This window comes from Salipiger mangrovisoli, assembly GCF_015223355.1.
Taxonomy (GTDB): domain Bacteria; phylum Pseudomonadota; class Alphaproteobacteria; order Rhodobacterales; family Rhodobacteraceae; genus Salipiger; species Salipiger mangrovisoli.
In genome coordinates, this window is sequence record NZ_JADFFK010000021.1 from 96,976 (window position 1) to 111,383 (window position 14,408).

Annotated in this window: 17 protein-coding genes and 1 other RNA gene; 4 read left to right on the top strand and 14 right to left on the bottom strand. The window is 68.1% G+C overall.

Translation table 11 applies throughout. The features are described from left to right. Positions 1–23 precede the first annotated feature (23 nt). The 8 genes from IQ782_RS23035 to IQ782_RS23070 all read right to left on the bottom strand — a co-directional run bounded on the left by IQ782_RS23035 (position 24) and on the right by IQ782_RS23070 (position 6,020). Positions 24–710 (bottom strand): aminotransferase class IV family protein, encoded by a 687-nt coding sequence (locus IQ782_RS23035; protein WP_338092635.1) that lies wholly within the window; start codon positions 708–710, stop codon positions 24–26. Next, positions 668–1,804 (bottom strand): aminodeoxychorismate synthase component I, encoded by a 1,137-nt coding sequence (locus IQ782_RS23040; RefSeq protein ID WP_194137021.1) that lies wholly within the window; start codon positions 1,802–1,804, stop codon positions 668–670. The genes IQ782_RS23035 and IQ782_RS23040 overlap by 43 nt, the downstream gene beginning before the upstream one ends. A gap of 200 nt (positions 1,805–2,004) precedes the next feature. Further along, on the bottom strand, positions 2,005–2,172 hold the full coding sequence (gene rpmG, locus IQ782_RS23045; protein WP_007799108.1) for a 50S ribosomal protein L33: 168 nt from the start codon (positions 2,170–2,172) through the stop codon (positions 2,005–2,007). A 168-nt stretch (positions 2,173–2,340) separates the two neighbouring features. Then, positions 2,341–2,744: RNase P RNA component class A (gene rnpB / locus IQ782_RS23050), an RNA gene on the bottom strand. Positions 2,745–2,817: 73 nt separating this feature from the next. Beyond that, positions 2,818–3,525 (bottom strand): alpha/beta fold hydrolase, encoded by a 708-nt coding sequence (locus tag IQ782_RS23055; RefSeq protein ID WP_194137022.1) that lies wholly within the window; start codon positions 3,523–3,525, stop codon positions 2,818–2,820. 256 nt (positions 3,526–3,781) lie between these two features. Further along, on the bottom strand, positions 3,782–4,783 hold the full coding sequence (locus IQ782_RS23060; RefSeq protein WP_194137023.1) for a nuclear transport factor 2 family protein: 1,002 nt from the start codon (positions 4,781–4,783) through the stop codon (positions 3,782–3,784). Positions 4,784–4,850: 67 nt separating this feature from the next. Next, a complete protein-coding gene (locus tag IQ782_RS23065; protein WP_194137024.1) occupies positions 4,851–5,279 on the bottom strand; it encodes a VOC family protein in 429 nt (142 codons plus the stop codon). 9 nt (positions 5,280–5,288) lie between these two features. Continuing rightward, positions 5,289–6,020: an alpha/beta fold hydrolase gene (locus IQ782_RS23070; protein WP_194137025.1), complete on the bottom strand. Its 732-nt coding sequence runs from the start codon at positions 6,018–6,020 to the stop codon at positions 5,289–5,291. Between the two features lie 202 nt (positions 6,021–6,222). Between IQ782_RS23070 and IQ782_RS23075 the strand changes: the two genes are divergently transcribed. Both IQ782_RS23075 and IQ782_RS23080 read left to right on the top strand, forming a co-directional pair. Next, a complete protein-coding gene (locus IQ782_RS23075) occupies positions 6,223–6,837 on the top strand; it encodes a hypothetical protein (protein ID WP_194137026.1) in 615 nt (204 codons plus the stop codon). 26 nt (positions 6,838–6,863) lie between these two features. Beyond that, positions 6,864–7,151: an antibiotic biosynthesis monooxygenase family protein gene (locus IQ782_RS23080; RefSeq protein ID WP_194137027.1), complete on the top strand. Its 288-nt coding sequence runs from the start codon at positions 6,864–6,866 to the stop codon at positions 7,149–7,151. A 68-nt stretch (positions 7,152–7,219) separates the two neighbouring features. Here the strand turns inward: IQ782_RS23080 and IQ782_RS23085 are convergent, their stop codons facing one another. The 6 genes from IQ782_RS23085 to IQ782_RS23110 all read right to left on the bottom strand — a co-directional run bounded on the left by IQ782_RS23085 (position 7,220) and on the right by IQ782_RS23110 (position 12,880). Continuing rightward, complete coding sequence (locus IQ782_RS23085; protein WP_194137028.1) at positions 7,220–7,960, bottom strand: YebC/PmpR family DNA-binding transcriptional regulator; 741 nt, start codon at positions 7,958–7,960, stop codon at positions 7,220–7,222. A gap of 180 nt (positions 7,961–8,140) precedes the next feature. Next, entirely contained in the window at positions 8,141–9,919 is a 1,779-nt protein-coding gene (locus IQ782_RS23090) for an SLC13 family permease (protein WP_194137029.1), read from the bottom strand. After that, a complete protein-coding gene (locus tag IQ782_RS23095; RefSeq protein ID WP_240989499.1) occupies positions 9,916–10,854 on the bottom strand; it encodes a DMT family transporter in 939 nt (312 codons plus the stop codon). The genes IQ782_RS23090 and IQ782_RS23095 overlap by 4 nt, the downstream gene beginning before the upstream one ends. Positions 10,855–10,865: 11 nt before the next feature. Continuing rightward, on the bottom strand, positions 10,866–11,678 hold the full coding sequence (locus IQ782_RS23100) for a TIGR00282 family metallophosphoesterase (RefSeq protein WP_092429610.1): 813 nt from the start codon (positions 11,676–11,678) through the stop codon (positions 10,866–10,868). Between the two features lie 141 nt (positions 11,679–11,819). After that, the gene (locus tag IQ782_RS23105) at positions 11,820–12,404 is read right to left on the bottom strand and encodes a VCBS repeat-containing protein (RefSeq protein WP_338092636.1); all 585 of its coding nucleotides are present in this window, start codon (positions 12,402–12,404) and stop codon (positions 11,820–11,822) included. 152 nt (positions 12,405–12,556) lie between these two features. Continuing rightward, positions 12,557–12,880 carry a 2Fe-2S iron-sulfur cluster-binding protein gene (locus IQ782_RS23110; protein WP_194137055.1) on the bottom strand — a complete coding sequence of 108 codons (324 nt, stop codon included), beginning with the start codon at positions 12,878–12,880 and terminating at the stop codon, positions 12,557–12,559. Positions 12,881–13,076: 196 nt separating this feature from the next. On the opposite strand from IQ782_RS23110, the gene IQ782_RS23115 reads away from it, so the two are divergent. After that, the gene (locus tag IQ782_RS23115) at positions 13,077–13,586 is read left to right on the top strand and encodes a peptidoglycan-binding domain-containing protein (RefSeq protein ID WP_194137031.1); all 510 of its coding nucleotides are present in this window, start codon (positions 13,077–13,079) and stop codon (positions 13,584–13,586) included. Positions 13,587–13,921: 335 nt separating this feature from the next. Continuing rightward, complete coding sequence (locus IQ782_RS23120) at positions 13,922–14,380, top strand: CHAP domain-containing protein (protein ID WP_338092637.1); 459 nt, start codon at positions 13,922–13,924, stop codon at positions 14,378–14,380. Positions 14,381–14,408 lie beyond the last annotated feature (28 nt).

The following is a 14,408-nucleotide window of genomic DNA, read 5'->3' on the forward strand; positions in this document are numbered from 1 at the left end:
CTTTTCCGGGCTGTCGTGACGACCTACAGCGGCGACGGCAGTTCACCGTCCAGCAGCGCCACGGGGATCAACCCGCGCAACGCATTGCCGATCCAGAGCCGACGGGCCGCGCGCAAATCCTCAACGCTCACCACCGCCTCGGCAAATCCGCCTTCCTCCAGCAGCGCCTCGCGCAGGATGCCCGGCAGCAGCCCCGAGGACAGCGTCGGCGTCACCCGCGCGCCGTCCAGCCGCTCGAGGAAGACGTTGGTGTAGGCGCCCTCGCAAAGCTCGCCGCGCGTGTTGAGAAACAGCACTTCATCCACCCCCTCGGGCCGCACCTTCAGCGCCGCGTCATAGAGCGCCCGCGCTGTCGTCTTGTGGCGCAGCAGCGGGTCTGCCGGGTCGAGCCGCGCCGCGCAGAGCAGGGCCCGCCCCTGCGCGGGGATGGTCGCGGGATCGAAGTCCGAAGAGGTGATCGCGATGTCGCCCGCACGGCCCACGGTCAGCCGCAGCCGCTGCGGCCGCTCGGCGCGAAAGCCCGAGAGCGCCGCGTAGAGCGCCGCCCGCTCCAGAGGGATGCCAAGCGCCGCGCAGCTGCGCAGGCAGCGCGCCACGTGCCGGTCGGCACGCAGGGGGCCAAGCTGCGGCTCCCAGCGCAGGGTCTCGATCAGGCGCAGGTCGGCATTCAGCCCCGCTGCATCAATCCGGTCAGGAATCGGGCCTTCCACAGTGCCTCCTCGTATTCCGCTTCGCAGATGCTGTCCTGCACGATGCCGCCGCCGACCCCGAGCACCGCGCGGCCCGCGCCGGTCACGCTCAGCGTGCGGATCGCCACGTTGAACTCCGCCGCGCCATTCGGGGCCATCCAGCCAAGCCCGCCGCAATAAACCCCGCGCCGCCAGCGCTCGAGGTGATGGATGGCCTTCATCGCGGCGATCTTCGGCGCGCCGGTGATCGAGCCGCAGGGGAAGATCGCCCGCAAAAGCTCGGTGAGCGACGGCCGTCCGTCCAGCTCGGCGACAACCCGCGAGACCATCTGGTGCACCGTGGCATAGCGCTCGACCTTCAGCAGCTCGGGCACCTTCACGCTGCCCGGCCGCGCCAGCCGCGACAGGTCGTTGCGCATCAGATCGACGATCATCACGTTCTCGGCGCGGTTCTTCTCGTCCGCCGCCAGCGCGGCGCTGAGCGCGTCGTCCTCGGCAGCACTCGCGCCGCGCGGCGCGGTGCCCTTCATCGGCGCCACCTCGATGCGCCCATCGGCATCGAGCCGGAAGAAGAGTTCCGGAGAGCGCGACAGGACGACCTCCTGCCCAAGCCGGGCAAAGCCGCCGTGACCAACCGGCTGGTAGGCGCGCAGCGCCGCCCAGAGCGCCTCTGGCGTGCCCTCGAAGCAGGCCTCCACCGGCATGGTCAAGTTGACCTGATAAAGATCCCCCGCCGCCAGCATCTCCTTGATTTCTCGGAAAGCCTCGGCGTAGCGCTCCCGCGACCACAGCGGCGTCACCGCGGTGACCCGCGCCGGCGCCCCCGCCATCTCTGCCAGCGCGGCAGAGGCGTCCGACGGGGCGTCGAAGATGCCGAAATGCAGCAGCGGAGCACCGGGCTCCCAGAGCTGCGCAAGCGCGGGTTCCAGCGCAGATCCAAGTTCGTAGGCGGCGTAGCCCGCGACCCAGAAACCCTGCGCACGGGCCTCTTCGAGTCGCGCCAGGGCCAACAGCGCCTCGGCCGGGCTGCTGGCCGTCACGAGCGCGCGGGGGCGCGCGAAGAGCACCGGCGCGCCGGACGGTCCGGCTTCAAGAATGATCCGCGTATCCTGCATCGTCGCACCCGATGGCCCCGTTCCGGCACCTGCCCTAGCAGAGCCTCCGCCCGGACGCGAGAGGGCGTTCCGTGACATCCGCACCGGCGCGAACCGCGCCAGTTCGTAAGCCCCGGCACTCCCGGAAACGACGCACCCCGGAAACGACAAGAGCCGCGCGGTTTCCCGTGCGGCTCTCGTGATCCGAAATCAAGGAAGGCTTACTTGATCTTGCCTTCTTTGTATTCCACGTGCTTGCGCACGACCGGGTCGTACTTGCGCACGGTCATCTTCTCGGTCATGGTCCGTGCGTTTTTCTTGGTCACGTAGAAATGGCCCGTCCCGGCGGTCGAGTTCAGGCGGATCTTGATGGTGGTCGGCTTCGCCATTCTTCTTCTCCTGCAACGGGGGGCGAGAGCCGCCCGTGAAATCTCTTGGAGCCCGCCTTTTACCCAGCCGCAGCCCGGAGTCAACAGCTCTCGAGCCGGGAATCGCGAGGAAGACGGATTTTCCCCAAATTCATCCCCAGCGCGCCCGGAGCGGCGCGGCGGGATGTCATGCGTGGAGGGCCTGTAAGCCGGATTTTGTCCAGGACGGGTCACCCCGTCCCTGTGCGACCATTCCTCTAGGCCGTACGTTGCCGCACGGCTCAAGCTGCCAACCCGGACCCCTCGGGCTGAAGCGGCCCTGCGGCGATATCTCCGTAGAGATCATGCCCCGCGCGGGGTCCCTATTTGGCATTGCTCCCGGTGGGGCTTGCCATGCGGGGCCTGTTGCCAGCCCCCCGGTGGGCTCTTACCCCACCGTTTCACCCTTACCGCCCCGGAGGACGGCGGTCTCTTCTCTGTGGCGCTTTCCGTCAGGTTGCCCTGCCCGGGCATTACCCGGCACCGATGCTTCAGCGAGTCCGGACTTTCCTCTCCGGTGGTCAAACCACCGCAGCGGCCGCCCGGCCCTCCACGCCCGGTTCCCATAGGCGGCGGCGCGGAGGTGGTCAAGCGGTGCCGACCGGCAGCCGCCGGATGCCCCGGGCCTCAGCGCGCCGCCGGCAGGCGCATCCAGTCGCGGATGGCGGTGCAAAGACCGTCCGGGTCCTCGAGCATCGGCAGATGGCCGGCTCCGGGCAACATCCGCAGCACCGCGCCGGGCACCAGTTCGGCCAGTACGCTCTGGCGCTTCTCGGGGTAGAGCGTATCCTGCGAGCCCGCGGCGATCATCACAGGGATGCGCAGCTTGACCATGACCGCCTGCTGGTCGCGCCGCCGCTGCAAGGCGCGGGCCTGCCGCACGAAGATGTCGGGGCCGAAGCTCTGACCCATCTCGCGCACCAGCGCGATGATTTCGGGCCTGAAGGGACGGTCGGCAAAGCTCTCCTCGGGAATAAGGCCCGCCAGAGCCTCGTCGAATCTGCCGGCGCGGGCCTTGATCACAAGTCGGTCGCGGTCGGTCGCCTGCTGAGGCGTATCGGCGAGCGGCGAGCTGCCGATCAGCATCAGCCGCGCCACGCGGTCTGGCGCGCGGCGCTGAAGCTCGATCGCGACCATCCCGCCGAAACCGCAACCTGCCAGCGCAAACCGCCGCGGCAGCACGTCGAGCAGGCCCGAGGCGATTTCCTCGATGCGGTCGCCGAGATGCACCGGGGCGACCATCACAGCCATCTCGTGCGAGAGTTCGGCAACCTGCGGCCAGTACAGGCGCGCGTCGCACATGGATTCGGGCAAGAGGACAAGCGGCTCAGCCATGCGCGCCTCTCTGCGATTGCATGTCAGCCGTTCGCACGGCCCGCGTGCGCATGGATTGCCTTGTGTGAAGCACCAATTCCGTTCTGCCCTGTCGTCACACCGCGGGACTCTTCACAGCGCCCCGCGCGCCGGCCCCTGCAGAGACAGCTAGAGTACCGGGCGGAATTTCCCAGTGAAAGCGGGAAGTCGCGCCGCAGGCGGCGGTTTGCCGTCGCCCACGAGGACGTGATCGAAAGCGCGGAAGCCGGGGCCATCGCTACCCTGTCGCGGTCGCCTGTCCGGCCCCGGCCCGCCCGGCTCCAAGGTGGATTTGCATCCAGACCGCCGCCTCGTCGTAGAGCGACCATTCCCGACACAGCCCCCGCGGGCCGAACTCGGCCTGGCTGAGGCCCATGACATGCACCTCTGCCCCGCTGGGCGGACCGAAGCGGCCCCATCCGTCGTGCCGGCCGCTGAGCGACCAGCGCAGCGCGGCGCGCGGCGGCATCCCCTGCGCTTCGACCCCGATCGCATGATGGATGGTGAAGCAGGCCGAGGGAAAGGCGGCGCGCAGGCCAAGCCAGAAACGCTCTGCCCCGCCCGCGCCGCGCAGCAATTCGCCACCGGACAGGCAGAGCCGGGCTGCCGGGTCATACCGCGCGGGCGCGACCGAGAAGCCCCCCGCCATCATCTCCTGGAGCAACGCGGCAAGAGCCGCCCCCCATTGGCTGTCATCGCCTTGCCCCGTGTAGGGTCCCTGCACGTCCACCTCGGGACGGAACGGCTGGCACTCGGGGTCGCGGCAGCCCAGCCGCCAGCGCGCCCACTCCTGCACCGACAGGCCGATCTGGCGCAGCATCGCCCCGGTGTCGCGCACCATCCAAAGCTCGGCGACGCGGTTGTCCTTGGCGTGCACCTCTGACAGCGCGCGGAATCGCAGCCGCCGCCCGGTGGGCGCGCCGAAGACACCTGCGCCATCGTGGATGCCCGTGCAGAGCAGCCGCTGCGCCCCGAGCAAGCCGCGCCGAGGCGCGCCGGTGGCAAGCGCCTCTTCCGTCAGCGCCTCGAGGTCCGGCAGCGCCGAAACCAGTGCGAAGACCTCGGCGCGCAGCGCGTCCGGGCCGAAGCCTATGCCTTCGGGGCTGCGCAGGATCGCGTGCGGGTGCCAATACCGCCCGAGGTCCTGCCCCGCGCCAAGTCCACGCTGCGACCAGAGCCGCCGTGCCAGCTTGCGCAGGTAGTCGGGAAAATCCCGAAACTCCGGATCGAAGCCGTGCATCGCCGCCTCCCTCGATGGAAGACAAGTCTGAGCGCCTGTAGTTAAGAATGCCTTGCGACGCGCGGCGTCAGTAGCCGCGCCAGCGGAAGGCGCCATCCTCGGCCCTGAGCGGCGAGAACGGATTGTGGGCAATCTCCCAGACGTGGCCTTCGGGGTCGGAGAAATAGCCGATGTGGCCGCCCCAATGGACCCCGCCGCCGGGGCGCAGGATCTTTGCCCCGGCCGCCTCGGCCCGTGCCATCAGCGCATCCACCTCTTCGGCCGAGCCGACGTTATGCGCCAGCGTCATGGCCCCGTGGCCAAGCGTTTCGGGTTCCACCCCCATGTCCTCGGCCAGCGCGTCGCGAGAATAGATGCCGATCGCCTGACCGAGCAGGTCGAAGACAACCATGCCGGGCACGGTCTCGACCCGTTGCCATCCCAGCGCCTCGTAGAATCCCGCCAGCGCCTCGGGATCGCGGGCGGCAAGGGTGATCAAGCTGATCCGGTGGTCCATCTTTCCTCCTCAGCCGCCAACCTCAACGATGGCGGTCTCGATATGGGTCAGGTTCTCGGGCTCGGAAAATCGGTGATCGGCACCCTTCACCAGCGTCAGCCGCAGGTCGGGGCTGTCGATGTGGTCGAGCAGGCGCAGCGCGGTCTCGCGGGTCACCGCCTCGTCCTCTGTGCCCTGCACCAGCCGCACCGGGAAGGGCATCGGCAGCGGCCCGCGCAGCACGAGGTTCTCGCGTCCGTCCTCGATCAGCTTGCGCGTGACCGCATAGGGATCGCCATAGGCCGAGGGCAGGTAGACCACGCCCTTCTCCATCACCTCGGTGCGCTCGGCCTCCGAGAAGCCGGCCCAGAAGCTGTCCTCGGAGAAATCCGGAGCGGCAGCGATGCCGACAAAGCCGCGCACATCTTGAAGCCGCTGGGTCAGCAGGCTGCCGATCCAGCCGCCCATCGACGAGCCGACGAGGATCAGAGGGCCCGAGGTCACATGCTCGATCACCATCTGCGCGTCCGCCGCCCAACCCCCGATGCAGCCGTCCTCGAAGTCACCGCCGGATTGGCCATGACCCGAGTAATCGAGCCGCAGAAAGGCGCGGCCCCGCGACTTTGCCCAGGCCTCGAGATGCACCGCCTTGGTGCCCTCCATGTCCGACTTGTAGCCCGACAGGAAGACCACGGTTGGCCCTTCTCCCGGCGTGTGGACATAGGCGAGGCGGTGGTCGGGCGTGTCGAGGTATTGAGTCATCTGTCCTGCGTGTGCTGGTCCTGCGTCGGCGCCAAACTGACGCCTCGCCGGGCGCGAGGCAAGAGTGCCCGCGCCGCCATCGCCGCATGGCGGACTGCCGCCACCGCGACCGGCGGACGGTCACAAAGATGTTGGACCACGGACCGGTTTGCGTCACACTGTCGGGAGTATTTCAGAAGTCCATTTTTCAGGAGACATAGTCATGGCAGCTACTGCCACCGATGCGGGCATTGCGCCGCACACGACCCCTATCGCAGCACATGATATCCTTGGCGCCTTCGAGACGCTGCGCGGCGATCTTGCGACCATGCAGCACGCCGCGCCGGCGCGACAGGTCGAATTCGTCATCGCCAACGACACCGAGCTGGAATGGCGGCTGATGGGCGATGCGCTGCACGCCGGGGCATGGCTCGAGGCGGCGCTGCCGCCAGGGGTGATCTCGCGCTTCCAGGCGGTCGGCGCAACGGCCGAGAACGCCCGCGGCGGCGTCGGCGCGTCGCTCGGTTTCCGCCACGATTTCCACGACGAGGCGGCCGGCACGCTCAGTGCCTTCTTCATCGTCTTCGGCGCCAGCCCCAAGGCCACCGCGGATCGGGTCGAGCTTTATTCGGGGGTGATGCCCAAGGCGGCCCTGGACGGCATGGCGCATGATGGCGACGAATTCGTGCTGCGCGTCGGCGAAAAGCTCGAGGACCGGGGCGGCGCGCGGCGCGCGCAACACACGCATATCACCCTCGGCGACCTCGATCTGGCCTTGACCGCGACCTACTCCGGCGCGGCTCCCGGTGTCGTCGAACTGGCGATCACGCGGGTCTGACAGGCAACGCGCGGGCAACATCGGCCATGACCGTCGAATACATCCGCTACAGCGTCCCGTCGGCCCAGCAGGAGGCGTTCCTGCGCGACTACGCCGCCGCCCGCGTGCCGTTGCTGCGCTCGCCCTACGCGCGCGATTTCGAGATCAGCCAGTGCGACGAGGATCCCTCGCAGTTCATCCTGCGCATCCTCTGGACCTCGGCCGAGGACCACATGGAGAAGTTCCGCGGCAGCGCCGAGTTCCGCGAATTCTTCGGCCACATCCGCCCCTACCTCGGCATGATCGAGGAGATGCGCCATTACACCCCGCGCTAGGCGGGGCGGAAACGGATAAGGGGCGGGAGTTTCCTCCCGCCCCTCGGACATCCGGCGGATGACGCGGCTCAGAGCTGCGCCATGACCTCGTCGGAGGCTTCGAAGTTGGTGGTGACGCGCTGCACGTCGTCGTCGTCTTCCAGCGCATCGACCAGCTTCATCAGCGTCTGCATCGAGTCGAGGTCAAGCTCGGTCGTCGTGGTCGGCTTCCAGATCAGCTTGGTCGACTCGGATTCGCCGAGCTCGGCCTCGAGCGCGGTGGCGACCTCGTTCAGGTCGGTGTCGGCGCAGTAGACGACGTGCTCTTCCTCGTCGCTCTCGACATCCTCGGCACCGGCTTCGATCGCGGCCATCATGATGGTGTCGGCGTCACCGGCGGCGGCCTTGTAGATGATCTCGCCCTTGCGCTCGAACATGAAGGCAACCGAGCCGGTCTCGCCGAGGTTGCCGCCGTTCTTGGTGAAGGTCGAGCGCACGTTGGAGGCGGTGCGGTTGCGGTTGTCGGTCATCGCCTCGACGATCACCGCCACGCCGTTCGGGCCGTAGCCCTCGTAGCGGATTTCCTCGTAGTCCTCGCCGTCCCCGCCGATGGCCTTCTTGATGGCCCGCTCGATGTTGTCCTTGGGCATGGACTGGCTCTTGGCTTCCTTGACGGCGAGCCGCAGGCGCGGGTTCTTTTCGGGATCGGGATCGCCCATCTTCGCGGCGATGGTGATCTCCTTGGAGAATTTCGAGAAGAGCTTGGCGCGCACCGCGTCCTGACGGCCCTTGCGGTGCTGGATGTTTGCCCATTTGGAATGGCCGGCCATGTGGACCCCTTGCCTCGTCTAAGTAGTGAATGTGGAATATCGCGGTCTCATACCGCACAGCCCCCCGCCCCCGCAAGCCCGCTGGCCCTGTTTTCAAGGGATGTGGACAAGGCAGGCACCGCGACGCGCGCCCCGGATCGGGGCGGCTGCGGCGGCGGGGCCGCTGCCCGCCCGCCGCGCTCAGAGCGGGAAGAACAGCGGGATCAGCGCAGAGGCGAGGATGCCCATGGTCAGGTTCAGCGGCACACCGACCTTCAGGAAGTCCGAGAAGCGGTAGCCGCCGGGGCCGTAGACCAGCGTGTTGGTCTGGTAGCCGATCGGCGTGGCGAAGCTGCAGGAGGCCGCCACCATCACCGCGACCACCAGCGGCCGCGGATCGATCCCGAGGTGATGCGCGAGGCCGATGGCGATCGGCGTGACCACCACGGCGACGGCGTTGTTGCTCACCGCCTCGGTCAGGATCGAGGTCATCAGGAAGACCGCCCAGACCAGCAGTGGCCCCGGCAGGGTCTCGAGCAGCGGCGCCACCGCGCCCACGATCAGCTGCACCGCGCCCGAGCTTTCCAGCGCCGCGCCGATGGCGAGCATGGCGAAGATGAGCGCCAGCAGCTGGCCCTCGACAAACGAAAATGCCTCGTCGCTGTCGATGCAGCGGGTGAAGAGCACCACAGCCACGGCGATCACCGCCAGCGCGAGGATCGGCGCGACGCCGAGCGACGCCAGCAGCACGATGCCGCCCATGGCACCGATCGCCACCGGCGCATGGCCGCGGCGGAAGGCGCGGGCCGAGGGGCGCGAGACGTCGACCAGTTCCATCTCCTCGGCCAGCCGCTTGATGTCCTCGGGGGCGCCTTCGAGCAGCAGCGTGTCGCCGACGCGAACCACCAGCTCGTCGATCTTGCGGCCGATGTTCTGGTTCCGCCGGTGCACCGCCAGCGGGTAGACCCCGAAGCGCCGGCGCAGGCGCAGCCCGCCGAGACTGCGGCCGACCATCTTGCAGCCGGGCGAGATCAGCACCTCGACCGTGGTGGTTTCCTTGGCCGAGACCTGGTCGACACGCTTGAGCGACTTGTTGCGCTGCAGCGACAGCAGCTCGGTCATCTGGGTGCGCAGGACGACGCGGTCGCCGACCTGCAGCGTCACCCCTTCGAGGTTCCGGCGCAGCGACTCGTCGCCGCGCACCACGTCGACCAGCCGCACCCCCTCGCGCTTGAAGAGCTGGACCCCCAGCACCTCGCGGCCGATGAGGTCGGAATCGGGCGGGATCACCGCCTCGGTGAAGAACTTCATGCGCGAGCGGTCCGACAGCATCCCGGCCATGGAATGGCGATCCGGCAGCAGGAAGCGTCCCACCAGCGTCAGGTAAAGCATCCCCCAGGCGACCAGGATGACCGCGAGCGGCGTGACCTCGAAGATGCTGAAGGCCTCGAGCCCCTGCGCCCGCGCCACGCCGTCCACCAGCAGGTTGGTCGAGGTGCCGATGAGCGTGGTGGTGCCGCCGAGGATCGCCGCGTAGCTGAGCGGAATCAGCAACTTGGAAGGTTGCAGGCCGAGCGACTTCGAGATTTGCACGAAGACCGGCAGCATCAGCACCACGACCGGCGTGTTGTTCATGAAGGCCGAGGCGAGGATCACCACGCCCATGATCACCGCCATGGCTTTCTTCGGCCGCCGCTGCACCTGCGCCTGCGCATAGGTGGCAAAAGTGTCGAGCGCGCCGGTGCGCACCAGCGCCCCCATCACCACGAACATTGCCGCGATGGTCCAGGGTGCCGGATTTGACAGAACCGAAAGCGCGTCCTGATAGGGCAGCACCCCCATGGCGAGCAGGAAGGCGGTGCCCCCTATGGCCACCACTTCGGTCGGATAGGTTTCACGGATAAAGAGGATGAACATGGCCAGAACCGTGCCAATCGTCATCCATGCCTGCGCCGTCTGGCTCAGATCGAGAAAATTCATGCCTGCAAATCGCCTGTCACTGCGCGCCTGGTGTCATTCTTAGCGTATGTATCGGCGCTTACAAGGAACCGGCGCGGTCGCGGCTGCACCAGCGCCATGCCTGCCAACATCATGAGCAGCGCCCCCCATATCGCCCCGCCGTAACTCTCGCCGAGAAAGAGCATTGCCCAGAAAACTCCGAAAAGAGTTACCAGATAGCTGACCTGCACCGCAAATACCGCGCCGGAGGCGGCGACCAGTGCGACGTAGCCGGAATAGGCCAGCGCGTGAATCCCGGAGCCGGCCAGGATGGCAAACTCCGGCGCGCCCCAGGGGCCGCGCGGATCGATGAACTGGCCGGTTGCCAGAGCCAGTGGCAAGACAATCCCCGCCCCCAGCGCCGAAGCGCCGGCGAGCAGCTTCACCGGGTCGAGCCCCCCCGTGCCCCAGCGCCCCACCACGTTGCCCTCGATCGCGTAGAAGACCGAGGAGATCAGCGCCACCGGGATCCAGCGTGCCATGTCCGGGTCGGGCAGGCTGGTCTCGGGCAGCACCAGCAGCGCCACCGCCCCCAGCCCAAGCGAGAGGCCGGCAAGGCGACGCCAGGCGAAGCGGTCGGTGCCGAGCGCCAGCGCCAGCGGGAAGGTGAACATCGGGACCGCCGAAAGCAGGATCGAGATCAGCCCCGACGGCAGGTGCACGGCGGCGGTATAGGACGAGATGCCGGGCAGCACGGTGCCCGCCAGAGCGACGAAAAGCAGCAGCGGCAGGTCCCGGCGCGAAAAGCGCAGGCTGCGCCCGCGCAGCAGCGTCACCGCCCCGAACAGCAGCGCGCCCAGAGTCAGCTGCCAGAACAGGATGCCAACATGGCGATACCCTTCCGACACGGCGGTCTTGGCCAGCGGCTGGCCCGCCCCCCAAAGCGCACCGACCGCGATCAGTGCCAGAAAGGGCAAGGCCCGGTTCATCAGGGACCGGCCTGCTCCAGCCGCCCGCCTTGGCGCACCATGCGCACCGAGGTCGCCTTGCCGGTGCGGTCATCGGTCTCGACCAGCACGCCGGAGAGGGTCGCCTCTCCCAGCGCCGGTTGGAAGCGGGTCTTGCCCATGCCGGTGACGAAGCGGCGCATCGGCTCGGCCTTGTCCATGCCGATCACCGAGTTGTAATCGCCGCACATGCCGGCGTCGGTCAGGTAGCCGGTGCCGCCGGGCAGGATCTGCGCATCGCCAGTAGGCACATGGGTGTGGGTGCCGACCACAAGGCTGGCGCGGCCGTCGCAGAAATGGCCCATGCCCATCTTTTCCGAGGTCGCCTCGCAATGCACGTCGACGAGGATCATCTGCGCCTGCCCGCCGAGCGGATGGCGGCGCAGCACCTCGTCCACCGCCGAGAAGGGATCGGCGAAGGCGCGCTTCATGAAGACCTGCCCCAGCACCTGCAGCACCAGCACCTTGCGCCCGCGGCGGTCGGTGTAGAGCGCCGCGCCCCGGCCCGGTGCCTGCTTGGCGAAGTTGAGCGGGCGGATGATCCGCGGCTCGCTTTCGATGTAGGTGAGCATTTCCTTCTGGTCGAAGGCATGGTCCCCGAGCGTCACCACGTCGGCCCCGGCCTCGAGAATCAACTTTGCATGTGCACCGGTCAGCCCGGTGCCGCTTGACGCGTTCTCGCCGTTGACCACGACGAAATCGAGTTTCCAGTCTTCGCGCAGGCGGGGCAGGGTTTCGGCGATGGCGGCCCGCCCGGCGCGGCCCATCACGTCCCCAAGAAAGAGTGTTCTCATACGAGCATGGGTACGCGCGACCGGCGGGAAAGCAAAGCCCCTTTCGGTTGCCGCGCCCTGCCCCCTCGGAGCTGCGGAGGCAAGGTCGGGACCGCCTCCGGCGGGCGTATTTGGAAAGAGAAGAAGGCCCGCGAAGCGGCGCTACCTGCAGCGCAGCGCCGCCTCGGAACGGGCCTGAGACCAGGGGCCGAGGTCGCGCAGCGCAATGCCGGTGCCGGTCAGCCTTGCCGCGACCAGGCGGGCGAAGCCGCCGTCGGCCAGCACCATCTCGGCACCCGCGCCGCAGTCCCGGATGCCGCCCGCGATGAAACCCCAGCCGATGCGGTGGTTGGTCACACCCGGCTGCGCGGCGATCTCTTGCAGGTGCGGATCGCCGGGGCGGTAGCGCACCACGCGCAGGGTCTTCGCGAGATGCGGCCGGTCGACATAGGCCAGCTCCAGCGTCCCGTCGCCGTCGAGGTCCGCGCCGCCCAGCGGGGCCAGCCAGCGGTGCGGCTGGCCGATGAAATCGGTCGCTGCCAGCACGCCTTCGCGCGTGTAGAGCGCCAGCCGCGCGCCCCTGGCCAGATCGCTCTCGACCACCAGCGCGGCCCAGCCGCCACCGGGCAACGGCACGACGCGCGGCGCGATGTCCTCGAAGACACGGGTGTCGGGGAGTCTCAGGATCACCGGGCCATCGGGCCCGTCGAGGCGCAGCGCGCCCCATTCCACCGTGTCGCCCAGCACGCCGTGATCGTAGCGCGTGGTAGGCTCTGCGTAGCTGGCGGCGGGAAAGGGTTCGGCGCGGGCGGGGCCGAGGGACAGGCTCGGCGCCAGCCCGAGAGCCAGCGCCAGGCCAAGCGCGCGGACCGGCCCGCGCGGGGATCGAAGCGCGCGGCTCAGATCTGCTTTTCCGGCATCTGCACGATCAGCCCGTCGAGCGCGTCGGTCACCTTCAGCTGGCAGGTCAGGCGCGAGCGGTCGGCGTCGGGCTGGAAGGCGAAGTCGAGCATGTCTTCTTCCATGTCGTCCTTCGGCGGCAGCTTCTCGACCCAGTCGGGATGCACGTAGACGTGGCAGGTCGAGCAGGCGCAGGCGCCGCCGCAGTCCGCCTCGATGCCGGGGATGTTGTTGTCGCGCGCGCCTTCCATCACGGTCAGGCCGTTCGCGACCTCCACGACATGCTCGGTACCGCCAAACTCGATATAGGTGATCTTCGCCATCGGCCTTGTCTCCATCATTCGTCCGGCGCGTTGTAGCGTTGGTTGTGGTCGCGGGTCCAGAGGGCTGCACTGTGGTTTCCATGCCAAAAGCGCCGCGCCCGCCGCCGGGCGTGGCAGGCGGGCGACCGCTCGCCGCTTTCCCGGCACCGCGGCGCTTGATAGGCTTCGCGACAAAAGACGACACGAGGCCCGAGCCATGTTCCCCATCCCGCCCCGCCGTGCGGCTGCCTGCCTGCTCGCGCTGCTCGCCGCCTGCGCCGCACCACAGGCTCCCGAAGAGGAGGAGCCGCTGCCCACCGAGACAGCGGCGGACGGCACTTGCTGGGCACGCGAACACGTGCCCGCGATCTACGAGCAGGTCAGCGGCGAAGTGCTGGTGGTGCAGGCCGAGATCGCCGAGGACGGCACGGTTCTGCGCGCGCCGATCTACCGCCGCACACAGGTTCCGAAGCTGGTGCGCCCCCGCGGCGAGATGCGCTTCGAAGCCCCCTGCCCGACGCAGATGACGCCGGAGTTCGTCGCCTCGGTTCAGCGCGCCCTAGCGGCGCGGAACGCCTTCACCGGGGAGATCACCGGCGAGATGGATACGCCAACCCGATCCGCGGTACGCCGCTACCAGTCGGCGCGCGGTCTCGACAGCGGGCAGCTTTCGCTGGAGACCGCGCGGGCGCTGGGACTGGTCGCCATCGACCGCGCCGAAATCTAGGATTCGGTCACCTGAACAAGGACTTGCGGAGGCAAGCTCAGGTTGCGCCCAAAATTCGGGCAGAACATCACGCGAACATTACAGTTTTGACATGAACCTCCGAAAAATTTCGGCGGATTTTCGCCGGTTCCGGGAAGTTCAAATTTTCTTCGCTTTGTCGTTTTTGCCTGCTTTTGCATTGTCGTGCACGACAGCCGCGAGAACAGCGGCAGCGAGCAGAAACAACGCCGAGGGACAAGATGAGCGTGACACGCGCCGCCGCACAGAAGTGCGGATTGCCAATCGTTTGTGCAATTCTATTGATGACCGCCGCCTGCTCCCGCTCCGTGCCGGAGATGCAGACCCTGTCCGATCTCGGGCTCGATGTAAGCCGGCAGGAACTGGCACTGCGCGAGGTCGAAGAGCTGCAGTCGCGGGGCCAGCGCGTCTGGTGCGTGCCCTACGCGCGCAACCTCAGCGGCATCGACATTCGCGGCAATGCCGAGACCTGGTGGGGCCAGGCCAAGGACATCTATGCCCGTGGCACGCAGCCGCTGGTCGGCTCGGTGATGGCCTTCAGCAAGACCCGCGCCATGCCGATGGGCCATGTTGCCGTGGTTTCCGACGTCGTGTCGCCGCGCGAGGTGCGCGTGGACCACGCCAACTGGCACCGCAACGAGGTTTCGCTTCAGATGGCGGTGATCGACGTCTCGCCGCGCAACGACTGGTCCGAGGTGCGCGTCGAAAGCAATCCCGGCAGCTTCGGCAGCATCTACCCGGTGAACGGCTTCATCTACCCCAAACGGCTCTACTGAAGCCGTTTCCACTTTTCCCAAAATGACG